Raw genomic sequence first — 19,095 nt, forward strand, 5'->3', positions numbered from 1 at the left:
ACGGGTTACGGCGTCAGGCCAGCGTCCTTGAGCACCTGCTTGTTGGCCGCGAAGCGCTTTTGCACGAACGCCTTGAACTCATCCGGTCCGAGATAGGCGATATCCGCCTTGGCCTTGTCGGCGAATGACTTGAACTTGTCCGATTCCACCGTCGCCTTGCACGCCTCGGCATACTGCTGAGTGCGCTCCTCGGAAATTCCCTTGGGCGCGACGACGCCCTGCCAGACGGCGAAGTCCATCTCCGCCAGGCCGAGTTCCTTCATCGTCGGCACGTCGGGATAACCCTCTACTCGGCTCTCTGCAAAGACCGCCAACGGGCGCAGGTCGTAGTTTTCGAGGATGGTCTCGGTATCGGCCATGATCTGGATCTCGTTGCCGGCAAGCGCATTCATCGCCGGGCCGGAACCGCTGTAGGGCACGTGCTCCGCCTTGAGATCGCTGTTGACCGTCAATGCCGCCATGGCCAGATGCGGCAACGTGCCGGGGCCGGAAGAGCCATACAGGAAGGGGTACTCCTGCGACTCCTCGACCAGTTGCTTGAACGACTCGATATCGGAAGACTTCGAGACCATCAGGAACATCGGGTTGGAAACGGTGCGGCAGATATAGGTGAAGCTGTCCGGGCCGTAGGGCAGCTTCTTCAGCGAGGGCTGGATCGACAGCGCACCGGCGGGTTCATAGCCGATGATGTTGGGATTGCCTTCGCTATTGGCGACCTCCGCCGTACCGACCGTGGCGCTGGCGCCAGCGACGTTACGTACCACCGAGGTGACGCCCAACTGCTGCGAGAAGATCGGCTCGAAGCTGCGCGCGACGATGTCGGTGGCGCCACCCGCCGCGAACGGCACGATGATGTTCAGGTTGTCGGCGGCCACCGCCGAATGGGTCGCGCCGATCAGCGCGAGGGCGGCCAGCGAATAACGCAATGATGTCATGGTTAGCTCCATTTTTCGTAGCGCTGCGAAAACGGCGGAAAACAGAACGCTTGGCTGTCGTCACCAGACTTGTGGGCGCTCTTTCCGATCTGATTCGAACTCTTGCTCTCGCCTAAGCCTTTGGGCGAATAACGGATGCCCGCCGAGATGGACTAGAATCGTAGCGCTACGATTTTCGTCGGACAATCGCTGCCAATCGTCCATTCGTCGTAGCCTTAGACCAAAGGACAAGTCTCCGCGTCGACGCGGCAGAACATCGCTTCAGCCCGGACCGCAGCCGGCGTGGATGACGAAACCTCAGCGTGGACTGGATACACTAGCTCTGTCTGAAAAGTCGACGAGCGATAGCCAGACAAGGCAAAAATCGGCGAAAAAGCGGAGTTTACGCGGAGTAAATGAGCATTTTGAGTCGATTTTTAACGCCGTATGGGTGAGCGCAGACATTTTTCAGACAAAGCGTAGCGAACGGCATCGACACGAAAGCACAAGACATTCATACGCTTATCAGCGAGACGCCGGGTGCGAGGACCGACACAAACCCGGTGATCGCGAAGGAAGGGGCCAGAAGCCGTGGCAAGAAGCAGACGCAGTTCACAGCGAGTGACCATGGGCGAAGTCGCCCAGTTGGCCAACGTTTCGCCGAGCACGGTATCGCTCTACCTGCGTCGTCCCGATGAGGTCTCCCCCCGGCGCGCCGAGAAGATCCAGTCGGCCATCGACCGCCTGGGCTATCTGCCGAATACCATGGCTGGCGGGCTGGCCTCGTCGCGCTCCAATGTGATCGGCGTGCTGGTGCCGACCATCACCAACTCGTTCTTCTCGGAAACGCTCGAGACGCTGGAGCGCCATCTGCGTAGCGCCGGTTATCAGCTGTTGATCGGCAATACCGAATTCGACGACTCCCGGGAAGAGGAACTGATCCGGTCGATTCTGAGCTGGAACCCCGCCGGCCTGGTGCTGACCGGCTTTCTGCACAACCGCAAGTCGCTGTCGGTGCTCGCCAGCAACGACACACCCATCGTCGAAATGTGGGATTACGGCCAGCCGGGGCTGGATATGGTCGTGGGCTTTTCGCATCACACCTGTGGCCGCCTGGTGGCCGAACACATGTTGCGCCAGGGCCGGCGCCGAATGGCCTTCGTCAGCACCAACTTCCAGCGTGACGTGCGCGCCCGCGACCGCTATCACGGCTTTCGAGACGCGGTCGAAGCTGCCGGCGGCACCGTCGAGCTGCGCGAGCTGAGCGGACGCAGCCATGCCGAGGAGACCGGCCATCTGACCCAGGCACTGATGCAGGCCCACCCCGAGATAGAAGCCATCGGCTGCTCCAACGACATGGTGGCGCTTGGCGTACTGTGCGAATGCCAGCGCCAGGGCTGGGAGATCCCCGGCCGGCTCGCCCTCGCCGGCTTCGGCAACCTGGACTTCACCACCAGCACCGTCCCGCCGCTGACCACCGTCGAGCCACCGCGCCGGGAAATCGGCCAGCACACCGCCCGACTGCTGCTGTCACGCCTCAGGGGGGAACTGCCGGAAAGCGATAAACGGCTGGACCTGGGGGTGAGGCTGGTGGAGCGGGAGAGCGCATGACGATCCGGGGTGTGAGGCAACATGGTGGATCGACGCCTTACGCATAGCCAATCCTGAACGCGAATGAAATTGAGAAGAATTATCATTATTGACTGACAGGTGTGTCCTCCGGATAATCCTCGAGCCCGCCATAAAAAACCGCGGGCATATAAGAAGAGATCATTCACTTTCGGGGACACCACGATGAGCGGTCGCAATCGCACGATCGTGAGCCGCGAGAAACCGTCATGGTGTCATCACACCACCACGGCGATTCTCTGCGGTTCAGCACTATTCACCATTCCCGCGCTCGGAAACGCGCAGCAGACAGGGAGCGACAATGGGGCGTACCGCCTATCTCCCGTTATCGTCAACGCTCAGGCAGCGCCTGACGACGACGCCGATACCGTCGTAGCGCGGGAGCTTTGGGTAGGCGGGAAGGTCGCTACCAGCATTCAGGACACGCCCGCTTCCGTCTCGGTGATTACCCAGAAAGAGATCGAGCAGCGCGACGCCCAGACTACCGAGGAGGTTCTGCAATACACCCCCGGGGTCATCACTGACTATTACGGTACCGATGACCGCAACGACTATTTCCAGATTCGCGGCTTTCAGGCCACGACCTATCGCGACGGGATGACGCTGGGCTCCATGCGTGGCGTGCGTGAAGATCCATACGCCTACGAGCGCATCGAGGTGCTGCGCGGCTCGAACTCGACGCTGTTCGGCCCCGCCGACCCGGGCGGATCGGTCAACTTCGTCAGCAAGCGACCACGATTCGAGCGCTTCGGCAACGGCTTTCTCTCCTACGGATCGTTCGATCACAAGGAAGCCGGCATCGATGTCGGCGATGTCCTGGACTCAGGCCAGACACTGGCCTATCGCTTCACCGGAAAGATTCAGGACAGCGACCGAGAGTACGATCACTCGAAGGATAACAGTGGTCTTTTGATGGGCGGCCTGACGTGGGAACCGACGGATCAAACCACGGCAACGCTGATCGTCGACTATCTCAACCGAGACGACACGCCCAATAGCGGCGGCTATCCGCTCGACCGAGAGTATGACCGCGACGACTTCTTCGGCGAGCCCGGCTTCAACGATCAAGACGTCGATCGCACTAGCATCACCGGCCAGCTGCGCCACGACTTCGAAAACGGCCTGACGCTGAGCACGAACCTGCGTTATAGCGATCTCAAGGATGACTTTCAGTACGTCTATATCAACGATGTCGCTGCGCGCACCAGCACGGTGGTGAACCGAGACTATTTCGGTACCGATACCGAAGCTCACGAGTTCATCGGCAATACCATCCTGCAGTACGATGCCAGCTTCGGCGAGATCGACAGCAGCACCCTCGGTGGTATTGAGTACCGCGACGCCTCGACTGATAGCCAGTCGATCTACGGGAATGCGGAACCCATCGATATCACCAACCCGGTTTATAGTGGCGGTCCCGAAGACCTGACGCCCTACCGGTACGAAAACCAGGATTACCAGACTCGTTCGGTCTTCCTGACGCAGAATCTCTCTTTCTATGATCGCTTCGTGGTCAGCGCTGGCGTACGCAACGACTCGATGGATCTCTCGAGCGAGGGGGAATCCTACGGCGCCGCTTTCGACGACAGCGACGATTTCTCGGAGACCACCGTGCGTGGCGCACTGACCTATATCGTCAACGACGAACTCTCCACTTACGTCAGCTACGTAGAGTCGGTCGCACCGCCCACCATTGGCGTCACGCCGGAGCGCGGCAAGCAGCAGGAGATCGGCCTGAAATACTCGCCCGACGGGATGAACGCCCAGTTTTCTGCGGCGATCTACAACCTGGAAAGAGACGACGTGACCATCGCCGTAGTGCAGGACAATGGCGCCATCGACCAGCAAACCATCGGAACGTCCCGGGCGCGCGGTCTCGATCTCGAGGCCAAAGCCGAGCTGACCGATAATCTGAGCATCGTCGGCGGTTACTCCTATCTGGATACGGAGGTCGAAGAGGGCACGCTGCGTGATGGCACCTCGATCAAGGGCAACGATTTCGCCATCGCTCCGAAACACACCGCCATGCTCTGGGGTTACTACACGCTGCCGGGCGAGAAGATGAGCGTCGGTCTGGGCGCCCGCTATACCGATGGCTACTACTTCGACGCCGCCAATACCTCGAAGAGCGATTCGGCAACGCTGTTCGACGCCGCCTTCGACTATCGGATCGTCCAGAACACCGACTTCACGATCAACGTCAGCAATATCTTCGACGAGCAGCACGTCGTCGGCTCCGGCACGGCCAACTACTACAACCCGGGCCGCGAGATTCGGGCGAAAGTCAGCTACCACTGGTAACGCCAACGATAGCGTTTTAACGTCCTCGAGCGGTCGAGATCGCTCGGGGGGAGTGCTTGTAGCTTTGCCGTATACGTCGTCTTCGGATTTCCAGTTACAGCGACGCTGCCGAGCGTGCTGACACACAAAACGGCCGGACCTTGTGGCCCGGCCTCTTCAATGGCGAGACTTGGCTACTGGCTGGCTTGCGACGGATAGCGGTGCATCAGATCCAGCAGGACGCCGTTGGTCCAGCCGAACCCGTCGACGACATCATATTCACCGCCGCCGCCCACGGCGGGGTCGACCACGTCGTATTTTTCGACCAGCTTGCCGGTCTGTCGGTAGACCGCGCGATTGGTGTCGATCCAGCGTCGGGCAATGGTTTCGGCCAGGTCGTCGTGTCCGTAGCGGTCGAGACCGGAAACCGCCAGCCACTGCAGCGGCGCCCAGCCATTGGGCGCATCCCACTGTTCGCCGGTGTTATGCGTGGTGGTGACCATGCCCCCGGCGCGCAGCAGCTCGCGCCGCACCGTCTCGGCCGTGGCATCGGCCTTGGCCGGATCGGCGACGCTAAACGCCAACGGATAGACCATGGCCGCTGAAATGGCATCGGTCAGATGCCCCTGCCGCCAGTCGTAATCGGTGTAGTAACCCCCGTCAGGTTGCCAGAAGACCCGGTTGATCGCGCTTCGACGCTGTTCGGCCAGCGCCTCGAAGTGTGCCGCCTGGGCATCATCGCCCTCGACCCGCCATGCATGCGCCAGGGTGCGTTCGAGCTGGTACAGCAGCGCATTGAGATCCACCGGCAGGATATCGCGGGTCTCGATGGTGGTCTGGTGCTGGCCATCGGCCATCCAGCGCGAGCTGAAGTCCCAGCCACTTTCGGCAGCGGCTCGTAGATGGCCGTACAGTTCGGGAGCCGGCCGGTCGCTACGCGCGGCCAGCTCGCGTTCGGCGGCGTAGGCTTCCGGCCGGGGCCAGTTCTCGCTTCCGTGATAGCGATTGAGCAAGGTGCCGTCGGCCAGTCGAACCACGTGCTCACGTACCTCGCCGGGGCCGATTTCATCGGCGCCGCGCATCCAATAGTCGTGTTCCCGCATCAATTCGGGCAGATAGCGGCGATAGACGGCTTCTCCGTCATGCTCCGCCAGCAGCGCTACCATCGGAGCGAAGAACGGCGGCTGGCTACGCGTCAGAAAATAGGTCCGCGTACCGTTGGGCACGAACCCGTAGGTGTCGATCAGCCAGGCGAAGTTGTCGACCATGTCGCGCACCAGGTCGAAGCGGTCGCTGCGCGCCAGGCCCAACATGGTGAAGTAGCTGTCCCAATAGAACATCTCATTGAAGCGCCCGCCCGGCACCACGTAGGGCTCGGGCAGCGAGACCAGACTGCTCCAGGGGCCTTCGTCGGTATCCGCTGGGTCCCGTGTCAGATAGGGCCACAGGTTGACGACGTGGGTCTCGATCGAGGTATCGGCCGCCTCGCTAAGGCGCGTTTCGTTCTCCGGACGCGGATCGAAGTTGGCATCGACGAAGGCTTGCAACCGGGCCTTGTCGATTTCCCCTTCCTGCTGCTGCAGCCGTTCGAAGTCGGCCACAATAGCCGCGGGGTCGCGCTTGGGCACCAGATCGACCACCGACTTCCCATCCGGATAGAGCTGCGCCATGGCGACGGCCTTCATCACCGGCCCCCAGGTACGATCCGGGGACTGCCTGGCGGTCTTGGCAGGCGCCTCTTGCACCGGTTCCCGCTCGATGCCCTGCGTGCCGCAGCCGCCCAGCAGCAGCGCTGTCAGCAGTAACGTGGTCCACCCCAGCCTCATCTGCCGATAATTCCCAAGCCATTCCATTGTCGTTCTCCTCACGGCCATGTGTCGGAAGTCAGTGTCGGAAGTCATAGCTAGCCAGACTTCAGCGACGAAGCCCATGCCGCTTTCGAGGTATGGCGTCTGTCCGAATGACAAACGCCCCGATCATGAATCGAGGCGTTTCCAAGAGTGGAGATTCGAATATCCCCAGCGGTTACAACGCTCCGTGTTACAACGCTCCGTCGGCGATGGCTCTGGCCATGGTGGGAGACAGCGGCAATCTGGGCAGCAGCGTTGCCTGATAGGCATGATAGAGATCCGCCTTGCCGCTCCAGATTTCGCTGGATGGGTTGTTGTGGCGGTCGAGTTCCTGCCACCAGCTGCCCCGTTCGCGATCGATCAGAAAACGATCGATGTAATCCCAGAAACGGCGATACCAGGTTTCGTAGGTTGCGTCGCCGGTACGCTTGAGCAGCGCCGCGGCCGTGGCGGCGGCTTCGGCCAGCGTCCAGTGCATGCGCTCGTGAACCACCGGCTGGTTTTTCCAGTCGTGAGTGTAAATGAGCCCTGGCTCGCCATCGACGTTCCACGCCAGCTCGGTCGCGCTATGGAACAGCCCCTGCGCATCCTCCAGCAGCCAGCCCGGCGCCGCTTCGCCATGGCGCAGCAGCCCGCCTTCGAGATGCAACATCAGCCGCGCCCATTCGAAGGCGTGACCAGGCGTGGCGCCGTAGGGTCGGAACTGATCCTTGGGCGTTTCCTGGTTGTAGTCGCGCCATTCGTTCCACTCGCTGTCGAAGTGCTCGACGACACGATAGTCGTTGGGCCTGGCGTGGGCGTGAATGATCCTGTCGACGATGGAGAGCGCCCGCGCCCGCCACTTCGGCCCGTCGAGAACGTCGGCGAGTTGCAGGAAGGCCTCGGTCGAGTGCATGTTGCTGTTGCCGCCGCGATACGCCTCGTCTTCGCGCCAGTCGCGGGAAAACCCCTCGCGCATGCGCCCTTCGTCTTCGGACCAGAACCGGGTTTCGATCACGTCGATGATATCGTCCAGCAGCGGCTTGGCGTCTTCGTTGCCGGCTTGCCAGGCGCTGGCCGCCGCCAGCGCGACGAAGGCGTGAATGTAGGCTTGCTTGGTCTGCGTTTCGCCCGCCTTGGGCCGTTCGCCATACCAGCCGCCGTGCTCATCGTCGTGCAACCCACCTCTCAATGCCGCGACGCCGTGTGCCACCAGCGGTGCCATGCCGGGCTCGCCACGCATGGCGGCCAGCGCGAAACAGTGCGTCACGCGGGCAGTGATCATGGTGTCGGGGTTGGCATCCGCCGGCAGTCGTCCGTCTTCGTCCAGCGCCGCAAAACCGCACTCGGCATGGCGCGAGGCACGATAGAACGCCAGCAGGCGCTGGCCTTCGCACTCCAGCCAGTGATGATGCGCCGGCCGATCCAGCCAGCTGTCCTGACGTGGCGGCAAATTGTGAGTCGTACCTGGCATGTTCGGGGCCTCCTTTTGCCCGAGAATTGCTGTTGGTGCTCGAAGACCCTGGGCGATTCCCGAGCAGGGCTCCATGACTTCGATCTTTGGGTGACCGATCAACCGTTGACGATCATGCCGCCGTTGGGGTGTAGCGTCTGGCCGCTGATGAAGGACGCGTCCAGCGATGCCAGAAAGACATAGCACGGCCCCAGCTCGGACGGCTGCGCGGCCCGCCCCATCGGCGTGTCGGAACCGAAATCTTCCAACATCTGCGGATCGTGGGCACCCAGGGTGGCGGGTTGCAGCGGCGTCCACACCGGGCCGGGCGCCACTGCATTGACCCGAATGCCGCGCGCCACTACCTGATTGGAGAGCGAACGGGTGAAGCTGATGATCGCGCCCTTGGTGGCGGTGTAGTCGACCAGGAAATCGGGCCCGATATACGCATTGACCGAAGCGGTGTTGATGATCGAATCATCTTCTCCCAGGTACGGCAATGCCGCCTTGGTCAAATAGAACATGCCGTGAATGTTGGTGGCGAAGGTCTGTTCCCACTGGTCATCGTCGAGCTCGGTAAGATCGGTGCACACCTGCTGGGTGCCGGCGTTGTTGACCAGAATGTTGAGCCCGCCGAAGGTGTCGACGACCTGCTGAAGCGCCGAGCGACAGAACGCAGCGTCGCGAATGTCACCGGCAATCGACAGGCAGCGCCGCCCTTCCGCCTCGATCAGCCGCTGCGTCTCTCTGGCGTCCTCGTCCTCGCTGAGATACATGATCGCGACGTCGGCACCCTCGCGAGCAAAGTGGATCGCCGCGGAGCGGCCGATGCCGCTGTCGGCGCCGGTCACCAGGGCGATCTTGCCCTCCAGCTTGCCGCTGCCGCGATAGCCCGGCCGGATGAACTCCGCCGGTGGCTGCATCAAGCCTTCCTTGCCGGGTAGTGACTGCTGTTGCGCATGGATTTCGGTCTTCTTGACCATATTGGCCGCTCCTTGGCTTCGGGTTGGATACACTGACTGAATCGAGTCATCCGCGATGCAGAGCGAACGCGAGAGCGCTTGCCCATGAGCGTAGCTTTACTACGCGACGCTATCAGTCTTAGTTGAGCGCTGTTCTCTCGACAAGCCGAGCGCGATCGGAACAGGCAGCAAGCCAGACACGACCGGAACAGGCCGAACGCGAACCCGATCAAGTGCCGACGACGCCGAACACCCAACCGACCCCGGCCGTGGCGGCCATGGCCAGCACACCCCACACGACCACTCGGACGACAGCGACCCGCACGCGTGAACCGCCCACTTTGGCCGACAGGATCCCCAGCAGGCCGAGTGCCAGTAGCGAACCGATGGCGACGACCAGCGCGATCCCCTGACGAGGCGCCAGCAGCGAGGCGACGATCGGCAGCGCGGCACCGGCGAGAAAGGTCAGCGCCGAGGCCACCGCCGCTTGTAGAGGCCGCGCTTCGTTGACATGGCTGAAACCGAGTTCATCACGCGCATGGGCCGCCAGCGCGTCGTGGTGCATCAGCTTCTCGGCGACCTCCTGCGACAGCGTGGAAGAGAGACCCCGCGCCTCGTAGATTTCCGCCAGCTCACGGGTTTCGGACTCGTAGTTGGCAGCCAGCTCACGACGTTCACGTGCCAGGTCGGCGCGCTCGGTGTCCTTCTGCGAGCTGACCGAGACGTACTCGCCCGCGGCCATCGACATCGCCCCGGCCACCGCCCCGGCCGCCCCGGCGGTCAGCACGCCAGCCAGCGTCGCGCCCGCCGTCGCCATGCCGATGACCAGGCTGGCGGTGGAAACGATGCCGTCGTTGGCGCCCAACACCGCCGCTCGCAGCCAGCCCACACGATCCGAGTAGTGACGCTCCTTGGGTATGGACATCCCTGGCTCCTGCCCCGGCTCCCATTTCATCACGCCTCCCCCGCTTGCAGGCCCAGTGCAGCCCGGTGCTCGTCGTCTTTCTCTCCTCTCATCCTAGGCTAAGCCAACGGCACCGGGGACAACATTTCCATCCTCAGTATCTTCGTTCAAACGATACGACCCGACACGCTCTTCATCCCTGAGACGACGCTGACAGATTTCACAGGGCAGGGGTTTCAAGCCATGAAGCATGAATTTTCTCATCTCCAACCGGACCAACGAACTGATCGACGTCGAACTGTCATTGAGAAATTTCAGCCTTTCCAGAAATATTGGGAACGTCCTTATCACAACCCACCGTTAGTAACATTTAATACTTTGGTATGCAGAACGCAGCTCCCACTCGAATCACTTAAATTTAAGTTATTGTTAAGTATAAGAAAAAGTGAATCTTCTCTGGAGTTAGTTTAGACCTTTGTCTTTATAGACCATGGTTACAATGAAAGTTTACGTATTAATGGAAATAATGGCGCTCAACCCGAATTGCCGGCGACAAGGGATGACGACGAGAAGGTCGCCATTTCGGGTAACGAATGAATGGGAAGTACCTAACTGCCGCCACGCTCATGCCAGTAAAACAAGGCGCATGACGACGAGAGAAACACTGACCCAGAAAGTCACATCAAGGGAACGAAAGAACAGATATACCGACAATTTCAAAAAACGAACCGACTCATGTCTTCGCTGCTATCGATCACGATGTGAGTACGCCGAGCACGACGCTTTGACAGAGCCTCGCATGTGTCCCCGGACACGCCGGTTGCGAGTTTTTCAAAGCGCCTTGCGCAGCCGGATGGTTCATACGGCTGCCAATGACAACAGTCCAAAACCGCAATCAACGACAAGACCACGAGGGACACCGATAATGATTGCCTCACACTCCGTGCTACGCCGACCGCTCCTCGCTGCCGTCATCGGTGCATCCTGCACGATGCCGGTCCTGGCGAACGCCGATATCAATCCCGAATTCTTCGGCTATGCCCGTTCCGGTATCGGCTCGACCTCTGGCGGCGGCAGCCAGACCTGCTTCAAGTCGGCGGGCGCACCGGCCAAATATCGCCTGGGCAACGAATGCGAGACCTATGCAGAGATCGGGCTCGGCGCGCAGCTCTACCAGCAGCAGGACACGACCTTCGACTTCGCCAGCCGCGTCGCCTACGTCACCGCGCAGGACAACGACGACGAGTCGCTCAAGGATGACGACAACAACATCTCGCTGCGGGAAATGTACGTCTCCGGCACCAATGTCGTCGGCGGCCTGCCCGGCGCCACGCTCTGGGCCGGTAAGCGCTTCTACAAGCGCCACGATATCCACATGAACGACTTCTACTACTGGGATGTCTCGGGCCCCGGCGTCGGGATCTCGGATATCGATGTCGGCACCGGTAAGCTGAGCTTCGCCTGGACCCGCAGCGAGGGCAATGACGACGGCGACGGCCTGTTTCCGGATTCCGGTCAGCAGATCTCCGACGACACGCTCGATGCTCGCTGGACGGATATTCCCGTCAATCCCGGCGGCTCGTTGCAGCTCGGTATCGACTACGGCCGCTCATCGCTACCCGACTGGCAGCAGGAGTACTACGACGACCAGGGCGTCGATTACGACGAAGGCGACAAGGGCTGGATGGGCACCATCGAGCACACCCAGAGCGACTGGTTCGGCGGCACCAATACCTTCGCGGTGCAGTACGCCACTGATGGCATCATCACCCGCGACAACAATGCGGTGGGGCGTGGTACCGGCACGCTGCGCCAGGAAGGCAGCATGTGGCGCGTCCTCGATCACGGCCAGATCTGGCTGGCACCGGACAAGCTCGACATGCTCTACGCCCTTGTCTACGAAGACAAGGACATGGACGACAACACCGGCCGCAAGTGGTTCTCTGCCGGCGTGCGCCCGGTCTACTACTGGAACGACATCATGAGCACGGCCGTCGAGCTGGGCTATGACCGTATCGAGCCGCAGGGTGGCGTGACCGGCTACGACGACAGCGATCACCACCTGACCAAGCTGACCATCGCGCAGCAGTGGTCTGCGGGGCGGGGCGCCATGATTCGTCCGACCATCCGCCTGTTCGCCACCTACGCCAAGTGGAGCGGCGATGCCTATACCGAAGCACGCGACCCCAGCTCACTCGACATCGGCGCTGGCGGTTCCAACAATGTCGACTTCGACGATACCGACGGCCTGACGTTCGGCGCGCAGATGGAAGTCTGGTGGGGTAGCTGATCCCACGGCCGCGAGAGTCATGCTCGCACTGTTTCGATCCATTGGGCTCCGGGGGCTTGTCGCTCCGGAGCCGTTTTCGTCTCAAGCAGGAGTGTCTGAATGTTGAGTTCGTATCGTCTTGCCGTGCCATTGAGCACCCTCATGATCGCCCTGGCGGGGTGCAGCACACCGCTCATGGCCCCCCACGCTCCGACCATTCCCGCGTCGGAGGGTCAGCACGCGCTGGAAAGCTCGGCGGATTGCTGCACTTCGCTGGCCAGCCTGCCGTATCAGCCGATCACGGCACAGCAAACCCTCACGCTGAACTTCACGCCGCAGACCCCGGTGCATGATTTCGGCGATGGCAAAAGCTTTTTCCACGCCTTCGAGCTGCCCCGGAACAACGGCCCCGTGACCTTGAGCGTGACCAGCCCGGTCCGTGACGGCCAGGTCTTCGCGCCGACGATTATGATCCTCGATTCGGCCTTCCAGCCGATCAGGAAGGTCTCGAGCGATGCGCTAGAGGTTCACAGCCCTACCGGATTCTCCACAGCCCGACTCGGCGGTCAGTTCAGCGTGACGCCGGGCCCGAACGCCCAGTACCTGGTCATCTACTCGAGCGACGCGGATCGTCAGGCCTCGACACCCTACGAATCCGAAGAGAAAGCGTATGCACGGGTCCGAGGGCTCGCCGAACCCGCCGGCCCCGATCCTCGCGCCGTGCATACCGCCACCGGCGAAGTGACGCTCGAGATAGCCTCGCTGACCGGTAGCACCGGCATGACCTCACTGATTGGCGATACGCCAGCCCCGGTCCCCGAGGCTACCGGCCCTCGCCCGCAAGCCACCGCCCCGGCACCAGCCCCGGTGTCCAACACAGCGGACTTCGATTACCGCCGAATGATCGAGGCCGCGCTCAAGGCCGGTGATGTCGAACTCGCGTTGGACCTTGCCGAACGTGCCGAACGCAGCGGGCACCCCGGCACCCGCGCCTGGCTGGCCGATCGGCTGCAAGCCAAGATGCCCTGACAGCGTCAAGCCGCATCGTCGCCGTGGCGTGCCGGACACGCCACGGCATGACAGGCCGCACTACTCGATGATGCGAAAGCCGTCGAGATGACGCTCATTGAGCGAGAGCCCCAGCCCCGGCACGTCGTCGGCGAGATCGAGATGGCCGTCGACCGGTTCCGGATCGCCTTCGAACAGGTAGTAGAAGAGCTCATTGCCGATCTCGACGTCATGCACCGGGAAGAACTCCGACATCGGCGATACGAGCGACGACATCGTCAGATGGTAGTTGTGCATCTGCCCGGCATGCGGGATCACCGGCACCTCGAACGCTTCGGCCATGGCGTTGATCTTGCGCGCCACGGTAATGCCGCCGACGCGGTTGGTGTCGTACTGGATCACCGAGACCGCACGTTTCTCCAGCAACTGGCGGAAGCCATGGACGGTGAACTCGTGCTCCCCACCGGAGATCGGCATCGGCGCGATGCGATTGAGCTCGGCGTAGCCGTCGATATCGTCGGCGATCACCGGCTCCTCCAGCCAGCGCAGCTCGAACGGCGCCAGCTTGGGTAACATCCGTCGGGCGTAATCGAGATTCCAGCCCATGTAGCAGTCGGCCATCAGGTCGATATCCTCGCCGATCACCTCGCGCACCGCCGCCACGCTCTTCACATTCTCGCGCATGCCCTTGGGGCCATCCTTGGGGCCGTAACCGAAGCGCATCTTCATCGCCTGAAAGCCCTGGTCGAGATAGCGCTGTGCCTCGGACTGCATGGTATCGAGATCGTCGTGATAGAGCTTGGAGGCATAGCACGGGATCTTCTCCTTGGTGCGCCCACCAAGCAGCTTGAACACCGGCTTGTCGAGCGCCTTGCCCATCAGATCCCAGATCGCGATATCGACCCCGGAGATCGCCGCCATGCCGATGCCGCGCCGTCCCCAGGCCAGCGTGGCGCGATACATGCGCTGCCACAGGTACTCGTAGTCGAACGGATCCTGCCCCACGACCAGTGGCGCCAGATGCTGGTCGACGATGGTCTTGGCGACCCTGGGTGCCAGCGCCACGTTGCCGATGCCGGTGAAACCGGAATCGGTCTCGATTTCGATCACCGTCCAGCCGTGGAAGCGGAAGCTCTGCATCGCATCGCCGCGATCCCACAGCGCATCCATGGCGTTGGTACAGAAGTGGGCCTTGGGTGGCACCGTCTCGCCTTTCCACTCGAACACGCGGGCGCGGACTCGGGTGATTTTCATGTCTGGACTCCTTGTCGTTGGCGATCTGATCTCGATTCGCCGTGTGACTCTCAATCTGTCGTCGTCTCTCAACCCATGAACGCATTGGCGATCAGCAGCGCGACCAGGCCGGTAGCCCAGCCCAGCGTGGTCGGCACCGACAGCACCAGCAGCTGATGCTTGGCGGTCTTGACCCCCAGCAGCCGGTTGACCACCCAGAAGTAGCTGTCGTTGAAGTAGCTGAAGAAGAGCCCGCCGAGACACGCCGCCTGCGCCGCCAGCACCATGTTGACGTCCGGCATCGTGGCCAGGATCGGCGCGGAGATCGAAGCGCCGGTGATCATCGACACCGTGCCGCTGCCCTGCACGAAGCGCACCAACGTGGCGATGAGGAACGGGATCAGCACCGCCGGCAGCGCCAGCCCGGCAATGCTTTCGCCGATGTAGTCGCCTGCACCGCTGGCCCGCAGCACCGCACCCAGCGCGCCCCCGGCACCGGTGACCAGCAGGATGATACCGGCGCTCTCGACGCCTTTTTCCAGATGCGCCAGCACCTGGTCCTTGGGCATCTTCGGCACCAGGCCGTAGACCGCCACCAGCACACCGATGCCGACCGCGATCACCGGATGGCCGACGAACTGGACGACCTGCACGAAGAGCCCCGGCGAGTCACTGTCGCCCACCATCGCGGTGACCAGCGTATTGAAGAAGATCAGCAGGATCGGCAAGGCGATCGGCATGACGGACATGCGCAATGACGGCAGTTCGCTCTCGGCCAGCTGCCCGCGCATCGGATCCTCGTCATCGTCGCGCTTCAGCGATCCCGGCACGTCGCGTTCGATCATCGCCTCGATGCGCGGCCCCATGAAGCGCGCGTAGAGCACCATCACGATCAGCGCTGGCGCGGTAAAGACCAGGCCCCAGGCGATCATCAGACCGATATCGACACCGAAGATACCCGCCACACCCAGCGGGCCCGGCGTCGGCGGCACCGCGCTGTGGGTCACCGCCAGCCCCGAGGCGAGCGCGATGCCCAGCGTCAGGATCGAGCGTCCGCTATTGCGTGCCAGCGCCCGCACCAGCGGATTGAGGATGACGTAGGCCGAATCGCAGAAGATCGGGATCGAGACGATGTAGCCGGTCAGCGCCATGGCCCAGTCCTCACGCTCCTTGCCCAGCAGCTTGAGGATCGAGTAGGCCATGCGCTGGCCGGCGCCGGAGACTTCGAGTATCCGCCCCATCATCACGCCGAAGCCGATGACCAGACCGATGGTGGAGAGCGTCGTGCCGAAACCGGTGGTAATGGCACCGATCACCGCGTTGGGTGGCATGCCGCCGATCAGGCCGGCGATCGACGCGGCGATGACCAGGGCGAGCAGCGCATGAACGCGGGTTTTCAGCACCAGCGCGATCATCACGAAGATAGCGATACCCAGGCCGATAATCACTTGAGGCCCGGCGACAGTGGCGTCTGTCATGGCGTGTACTCCTTGAGTCGAGACGTTGTGGTGTTATTGGCTTTCAAGGAACGGCGCGCGCAACGCCCCATCGGGGCATCAGGCGCTGGAGCATGCGATCAGCGGTCATGCAGTCAGTGGCAGTCGTGTGGTCAGGTGTCGGGTTCGTCCTCCCGCTGGCTCTCCCGATAGGCATGAATGATGGCGTCGAAATCGGCGTCGGCCCGGAATCCCAGCGCCAGCGGTCGCTTGACCTCCAGCCCGCCCGGCCAGCTGGCGACGATGGCGTCGATGGCGGCATCGGGTTCGAATCGCACCAGCTGGCGGGCCGACGGGCCGGCTACGCGCTCCAGCGCATCGAGCATCTCGTTCACCGTCACCGTGATGCCGGGCAGGTTGAGCGTGCGCCAGTCTCCGAGCGGCTCGCCGGACAGCGTCAGCGCATGCACCAGGTTGGCGACGACCGCCCGTGGCGAGGAGAGCCACAGCGGCAGCTCCCCTGCCACCGGGCAGACCGCCTCGATGCCGGAGAGCGGTTCGCGAATGATCGAGCTGGCGAACGACGAGGCCGCCTGATTGGGTTTGCCCGGCCGCACCACGATGGTCGGCAGGCGGCAGACGCGGCCATCGACGAAGCCGCGCCGGCTGTAGTCGTTGACCAGCAGCTCTCCCATCGCCTTCTGCGCGCCGTAGGAAGAGCGCGGCCGAGGGCCGATCGCTTCCGGTACCGGTTGGGAGCGCCCTTGAGAGAGCCCCGGCCCGAACACCGCCAGCGAGCTGGCGAACAGGAATCGCAGCCGCTTCGAATGTGCCCGACACGCCTCCAGCAGCGTTCGCGTGGCATCCAGATTGACCCGCATGCCCAGATCGAAATCGGCCTCGGCCTGCGAGCTGACCACCGCCGCCAGATGGCAGACGGTACCGGTATCGTCGGCCAGCGCTTGCTGGACCAGCGCCGGATCGGCGATATCGCCAGTGAGCGATTCGACACGGTCGTCGACCACCGGACACGGTGCCAGATCGATCGACGTCACCCGCGTGACGGCCTGGCCTTCGATCACGGTTTCATCCGACAGCAACCGCTGGATCAGTCTCGCGCCGAGAAAACCGGCGCCTCCGGTCACGATCACATGCATGGCATTTCTCTCCTCTGGCCTCGCCTTCGTCCATCGCATGGCACTGGATCGAACAGCACTGGTTCGAATGGCGCTGGATCGAACAGCGCTGGTTCGAATGGCACTGGATTGACGAAAGGCGAATTGCGCTGACGTTTGCGATTTAACATCTTGTCTGACAAATTCAGCCGACGAGCAATATCGCCATTGGTCGGAGAACGCCGTCGCACGCCGTCATGACAGCATCGACGACATCGCGACTACGACGAATGCATGAGGAATACCGCATTGAAAGAAGACACGAGGCAGCCGTCGCGCGGCCCGCAGCTTTCCGAGCAGGTCGCCCAGCGCTTGAGCGACGCGATACAGGCCGGCGAATGGGGTCGCGGAGCACGTCTGCCAACCGAGGCGGAACTGGGCGAGCGCTTCGGCATCAGCCGCTCCGTGGTGCGCGAGGCGATCTCGATGCTGCGCAACGGCGGCCTGGTGACTTCGCGGCGGGGCAGCGGCAGTTTCGTCGCCGAAGCACCGACGGTATCGCTACGGCTGGCGATTCCCGATCCCGGCCTGCAGTCGGTGGTCGAGGTGCTGGAGCTGCGCCGGCCGCTGGAGGTGGAAGCCGCGCGGCTGGCGGCCGAACGGCGCACACCGTCCCAGCTACGGCGGATTCGCAACGCCATGGTGGATATCGATGAAGCGGTCGAGGCGGGGCTGTCCGGCGTCGATCAGGATCTCGCCTTTCACCGCGCCATCGCCGAAGCGGCCAACAATACCCACTTCACCGCCGTGCTCGACTTCTACAACCGCTTTCTGCACCAGGCGATCCGCGTGACGCGGACCAACGAATCGCTGCGCGAGACCTTCATGCAGCAGGTGGTCGCGGAGCATCAGGCCATGCTCGACGCCATTGCCGCAGGCGATGCCGATGCCGCCGCCCGGGCCGCCGCCATTCATCTGGAACACGCCGAAACACGCCTGCGCCAGGCGCCCACCGATCTGCTCGAGCGCGTGGAAGCGCAGCGTGGATCGCCGTCGGCATCGACGGAACAGACGAAAGAGGACTCACGATGAGTACGACACAACGACCCCGCGTCGGGGTCATCGGGCTGGGCTCGATGGGGATGGGCATGGCCACGTCGCTGGTGCGCGCCGGCTTCGAGACCTGGGGCTGCGATCTGCGCGAGGAAGCGCGAGCGAGCTTTGCCGAGGCCGGCGGCCATGCCATGGCAACGGCGGCGGAGATGGCTGCCGAGGTCGAGATCGTGCTGACCGTGGTGGTCAACGCCGAACAGACCCGGGCTGTGCTGTTCGGCGATGACGGCCTGCTGCCGGGATTGAAGCCGGGCAGTATGGTGATCTCCTGCGCGACCTGCGCGCCGGATGCCGTGCAGGCACTGGGAGCCGATCTCGCCGCTCACGACATTCATCTGCTCGATGCGCCGATCTCGGGCGGCTCGGTCAAGGCGGCCGCGGGCCAGCTGACGATCATGGCCTCCGGCCCGGCGGCGCTGTTCGAGCGCGCCGGCGATGTGCTCGACGCGCTCGCCGCCAAGGTCTTCCGGCTGGGCGACGCGCTGGGACAGGGTTCGCAGGTCAAGCTCGTCAACCAGCTGCTGGCTGGAGTGCATATCGCCGCCGCCGCCGAGGCGATGGCCTACGGCATTCGCGGCGGATGCGATCCGCAGACCCTGTATGAAGTGATCACCCAGAGCGCCGGCAACTCGTGGATGTTCGAGAACCGCGTGCCCCACATCCTGGCCGGTGATTACACGCCGCATTCGGCGGTGGACATCTTCGTCAAGGATCTCGGCATCGTCCACGACACCGCCCACCGCGACAAATTCCCGCTGCCGCTCACCGCGCAGGCGCTCAGCCAGTTCACCCTGGCGTCCGCCCAGGGGCTGGGCCGCGAGGACGATTCGGCGGTAATCAAGATCTACCCCGGACTCACGCTCCCCGGCACGGCCGCCAACGATGCCGGTTTCGACAACGGCGCGGGTCCTGATCTCGACGGTGGCCCCAACGACCACGGAGGTGCTTGA

General features: G+C 62.8%; 14 protein-coding genes. 6 read left to right on the forward strand and 8 right to left on the reverse strand.

Features of this window, described 5'->3' with window-relative positions; translation table 11 throughout:
• Positions 1–5: 5 nt before the first annotated feature.
• Positions 6–935 carry a tripartite tricarboxylate transporter substrate binding protein gene (locus BC443_RS13545; RefSeq protein WP_071232368.1) on the reverse strand — a complete coding sequence of 310 codons (930 nt, stop codon included), beginning with the start codon at positions 933–935 and terminating at the stop codon, positions 6–8.
• 606 nt (positions 936–1,541) lie between these two features.
• Between BC443_RS13545 and BC443_RS13550 the strand changes: the two genes are divergently transcribed.
• Both BC443_RS13550 and BC443_RS13555 read left to right on the forward strand, forming a co-directional pair.
• Positions 1,542–2,525, forward strand: coding sequence for a LacI family DNA-binding transcriptional regulator (locus BC443_RS13550; protein ID WP_071232369.1), 984 nt, complete (start codon positions 1,542–1,544; stop codon positions 2,523–2,525).
• Between the two features lie 183 nt (positions 2,526–2,708).
• A complete protein-coding gene (locus BC443_RS13555) occupies positions 2,709–4,844 on the forward strand; it encodes a TonB-dependent siderophore receptor (protein ID WP_071232370.1) in 2,136 nt (711 codons plus the stop codon).
• A gap of 173 nt (positions 4,845–5,017) precedes the next feature.
• On the opposite strand, the gene treA is transcribed toward BC443_RS13555, so the two are convergent.
• The 4 genes from treA to BC443_RS13575 all read right to left on the reverse strand — a co-directional run bounded on the left by treA (position 5,018) and on the right by BC443_RS13575 (position 9,992).
• Positions 5,018–6,676, reverse strand: a complete 1,659-nt coding sequence (gene treA, locus BC443_RS13560; protein WP_071232371.1) for an alpha,alpha-trehalase TreA — start codon at positions 6,674–6,676, stop codon at positions 5,018–5,020.
• A 187-nt stretch (positions 6,677–6,863) separates the two neighbouring features.
• Entirely contained in the window at positions 6,864–8,126 is a 1,263-nt protein-coding gene (locus tag BC443_RS13565; RefSeq protein ID WP_071232372.1) for an AGE family epimerase/isomerase, read from the reverse strand.
• A gap of 98 nt (positions 8,127–8,224) precedes the next feature.
• On the reverse strand, positions 8,225–9,088 hold the full coding sequence (locus BC443_RS13570) for an SDR family oxidoreductase (RefSeq protein WP_071232373.1): 864 nt from the start codon (positions 9,086–9,088) through the stop codon (positions 8,225–8,227).
• A 208-nt stretch (positions 9,089–9,296) separates the two neighbouring features.
• On the reverse strand, positions 9,297–9,992 hold the full coding sequence (locus BC443_RS13575) for a VIT family protein (RefSeq protein ID WP_071232374.1): 696 nt from the start codon (positions 9,990–9,992) through the stop codon (positions 9,297–9,299).
• 904 nt (positions 9,993–10,896) lie between these two features.
• Here BC443_RS13575 and BC443_RS13580 point away from each other — a divergent pair.
• Both BC443_RS13580 and BC443_RS13585 read left to right on the forward strand, forming a co-directional pair.
• Positions 10,897–12,261, forward strand: a complete 1,365-nt coding sequence (locus tag BC443_RS13580) for a maltoporin (RefSeq protein WP_071232375.1) — start codon at positions 10,897–10,899, stop codon at positions 12,259–12,261.
• Between the two features lie 99 nt (positions 12,262–12,360).
• Positions 12,361–13,269 (forward strand): MalM family protein, encoded by a 909-nt coding sequence (locus BC443_RS13585; protein WP_083387406.1) that lies wholly within the window; start codon positions 12,361–12,363, stop codon positions 13,267–13,269.
• Between the two features lie 60 nt (positions 13,270–13,329).
• On the opposite strand, the gene BC443_RS13590 is transcribed toward BC443_RS13585, so the two are convergent.
• From BC443_RS13590 to denD, 3 genes are all read right to left on the reverse strand, one after another.
• Positions 13,330–14,502 (reverse strand): L-rhamnonate dehydratase, encoded by a 1,173-nt coding sequence (locus BC443_RS13590; RefSeq protein ID WP_071232377.1) that lies wholly within the window; start codon positions 14,500–14,502, stop codon positions 13,330–13,332.
• Between the two features lie 68 nt (positions 14,503–14,570).
• Positions 14,571–15,959 (reverse strand): gluconate:H+ symporter, encoded by a 1,389-nt coding sequence (locus BC443_RS13595; protein WP_071232378.1) that lies wholly within the window; start codon positions 15,957–15,959, stop codon positions 14,571–14,573.
• A 131-nt stretch (positions 15,960–16,090) separates the two neighbouring features.
• Complete coding sequence (gene denD / locus BC443_RS13600; RefSeq protein ID WP_071232379.1) at positions 16,091–17,074, reverse strand: D-erythronate dehydrogenase; 984 nt, start codon at positions 17,072–17,074, stop codon at positions 16,091–16,093.
• 267 nt (positions 17,075–17,341) lie between these two features.
• Here denD and BC443_RS13605 point away from each other — a divergent pair, with 267 nt between their 5' ends.
• Both BC443_RS13605 and ltnD read left to right on the forward strand, forming a co-directional pair.
• Positions 17,342–18,124 (forward strand): FadR/GntR family transcriptional regulator, encoded by a 783-nt coding sequence (locus tag BC443_RS13605; protein ID WP_247643288.1) that lies wholly within the window; start codon positions 17,342–17,344, stop codon positions 18,122–18,124.
• The gene (gene ltnD / locus BC443_RS13610) at positions 18,121–19,095 is read left to right on the forward strand and encodes an L-threonate dehydrogenase (protein ID WP_083387407.1); all 975 of its coding nucleotides are present in this window, start codon (positions 18,121–18,123) and stop codon (positions 19,093–19,095) included. The genes BC443_RS13605 and ltnD overlap by 4 nt, the downstream gene beginning before the upstream one ends.

The sequence above is a fragment of the Salinicola sp. MIT1003 genome, from assembly GCF_001858555.1.
GTDB classification, from domain to species: Bacteria; Pseudomonadota; Gammaproteobacteria; order Pseudomonadales; family Halomonadaceae; genus Salinicola; species Salinicola salarius.

Coding starts and splice junctions, on each gene's coding strand:
- BC443_RS13545 (WP_071232368.1), bottom strand. CDS start 935: ATGACATCATTGCGTTATTCGCTGGCCGCCCTCGCGCTGATCGGCGCG.
- BC443_RS13550 (WP_071232369.1), top strand. CDS start 1,542: ATGGGCGAAGTCGCCCAGTTGGCCAACGTTTCGCCGAGCACGGTATCG.
- BC443_RS13555 (WP_071232370.1), top strand. CDS start 2,709: ATGAGCGGTCGCAATCGCACGATCGTGAGCCGCGAGAAACCGTCATGG.
- treA (WP_071232371.1), bottom strand. CDS start 6,676: ATGGAATGGCTTGGGAATTATCGGCAGATGAGGCTGGGGTGGACCACG.
- BC443_RS13565 (WP_071232372.1), bottom strand. CDS start 8,126: ATGCCAGGTACGACTCACAATTTGCCGCCACGTCAGGACAGCTGGCTG.
- BC443_RS13570 (WP_071232373.1), bottom strand. CDS start 9,088: ATGGTCAAGAAGACCGAAATCCATGCGCAACAGCAGTCACTACCCGGC.
- BC443_RS13575 (WP_071232374.1), bottom strand. CDS start 9,992: ATGTCCATACCCAAGGAGCGTCACTACTCGGATCGTGTGGGCTGGCTG.
- BC443_RS13580 (WP_071232375.1), top strand. CDS start 10,897: ATGATTGCCTCACACTCCGTGCTACGCCGACCGCTCCTCGCTGCCGTC.
- BC443_RS13585 (WP_083387406.1), top strand. CDS start 12,361: ATGTTGAGTTCGTATCGTCTTGCCGTGCCATTGAGCACCCTCATGATC.
- BC443_RS13590 (WP_071232377.1), bottom strand. CDS start 14,502: ATGAAAATCACCCGAGTCCGCGCCCGCGTGTTCGAGTGGAAAGGCGAG.
- BC443_RS13595 (WP_071232378.1), bottom strand. CDS start 15,959: ATGACAGACGCCACTGTCGCCGGGCCTCAAGTGATTATCGGCCTGGGT.
- denD (WP_071232379.1), bottom strand. CDS start 17,074: ATGCATGTGATCGTGACCGGAGGCGCCGGTTTTCTCGGCGCGAGACTG.
- ltnD (WP_083387407.1), top strand. CDS start 18,121: ATGAGTACGACACAACGACCCCGCGTCGGGGTCATCGGGCTGGGCTCG.